Origin of the sequence: Acinetobacter sp. YH16052, assembly GCF_013417155.1 — a bacterium.
Classification (GTDB): domain Bacteria; phylum Pseudomonadota; class Gammaproteobacteria; order Pseudomonadales; family Moraxellaceae; genus Acinetobacter.
This window is the reverse complement of sequence record NZ_VPEO01000196.1, coordinates 1-1,092: the sequence shown is the minus strand read 5'-3', so window position 1 is coordinate 1,092 and position 1,092 is coordinate 1. Positions and strand designations below refer to the sequence as shown.

Genomic DNA, 1,092 nt, shown 5'->3' with positions numbered 1-1,092 from the left:
CCATTTTCTAAACTGCTTGGCTGAAGGTTTTTTACTTTGAAATACCAAAGCATATAAGCCACTTTCGGAAACAATATTAACTTTTCTTAACTGACCTGCTATACGGATTTGGTATAGCTGCTTTTCATCATCATCTAGTGATGAAACTGCACGAGGAACGTTTTGAATATCTAGGAGCTTACAAACTTCACTTGCGACAAACCAAACTTCACCTTCTATTTGAATGGTTGTTAAGTCATCTAAAATACGTTCATCATTTTCATATTTAAATATTTGTAATTGCATTTTTCCTCTGCCAATATCTAATTTATCAACTGCTTACGATACAACCTATCATATATAAGTCTACTATTGGTTTTCTAACCGTAATATTCAATTTCTCGTATAGCAGAGCATCATAATATTGATATAAAAAACATCATAAATCATTTTATTACATTAAAATTAATGCAAAAGTAAAGAAAAAATCTTACAATTTGTTTATATATGTATTGTTTGGAGCACTAATTATGCCAGCAGTCAATTTTAATATGCGGTTAGACACTGAATTAAAAGACAAAGTTACCCCAATTTTGGAGGATTACGGTTTAACTATGCCACAGGCATTTAAATTGTTTTTGAATCAAATTGCTAAAACGAAAACTGTTCCATTATCCTTTGATTATGCAAGGGAAATAACTTTAACCCCTAAAGCAACAGTAAAGTTACTTCAATCTCTTAAAGAAATTGAAAGTGGCGAGTACACCGAGTATGAAACGGTAGAAGAAGCAATCAAAGCAATGTCGGTAGAAGCGCATGGCTAAAACTATAATTCTCGTTACCACTTCTTTTAAACGTGATATTAAAAAGAGTTATTTGGAGTTGGTAACGGCTGAATGGGCAGAAGTTCTAGATTGCTTAGCAGAAAGTCAGCCATTACCTGAAAAATATTTAGATCATCCGCTAAAGGGTGGAGCAGAATTTAAAAATTGTCGTGATTGCCATGTAAAGCCTGATTTAGTCTTAATTTATAGACTTGTTGGTGAAGATATATTGGAACTACATCAGTTAGATAGTCATTCAGAAATTTTTGGATGAATAAATTATTCGTAA

General features: G+C 32.1%; 3 protein-coding genes. 2 read left to right on the top strand and 1 reads right to left on the bottom strand.

What is annotated here, in order from left to right; all coding sequences use genetic code 11:
- Nucleotides 1-285: Bro-N domain-containing protein (locus FTV42_RS17280; protein ID WP_180039286.1), on the bottom strand; the 285-nt coding region annotated here is incomplete at its 3' end.
- A 224-nt stretch (nucleotides 286-509) separates the two neighbouring features.
- Here FTV42_RS17280 and FTV42_RS17275 point away from each other — a divergent pair.
- Nucleotides 510-803, top strand: coding sequence for a type II toxin-antitoxin system RelB/DinJ family antitoxin (locus tag FTV42_RS17275; protein ID WP_180039285.1), 294 nt, complete (start codon nucleotides 510-512; stop codon nucleotides 801-803).
- On the top strand, nucleotides 796-1,077 hold the full coding sequence (locus FTV42_RS17270; protein WP_180039284.1) for a type II toxin-antitoxin system YafQ family toxin: 282 nt from the start codon (nucleotides 796-798) through the stop codon (nucleotides 1,075-1,077). The genes FTV42_RS17275 and FTV42_RS17270 overlap by 8 nt, the downstream gene beginning before the upstream one ends.
- Nucleotides 1,078-1,092 lie beyond the last annotated feature (15 nt).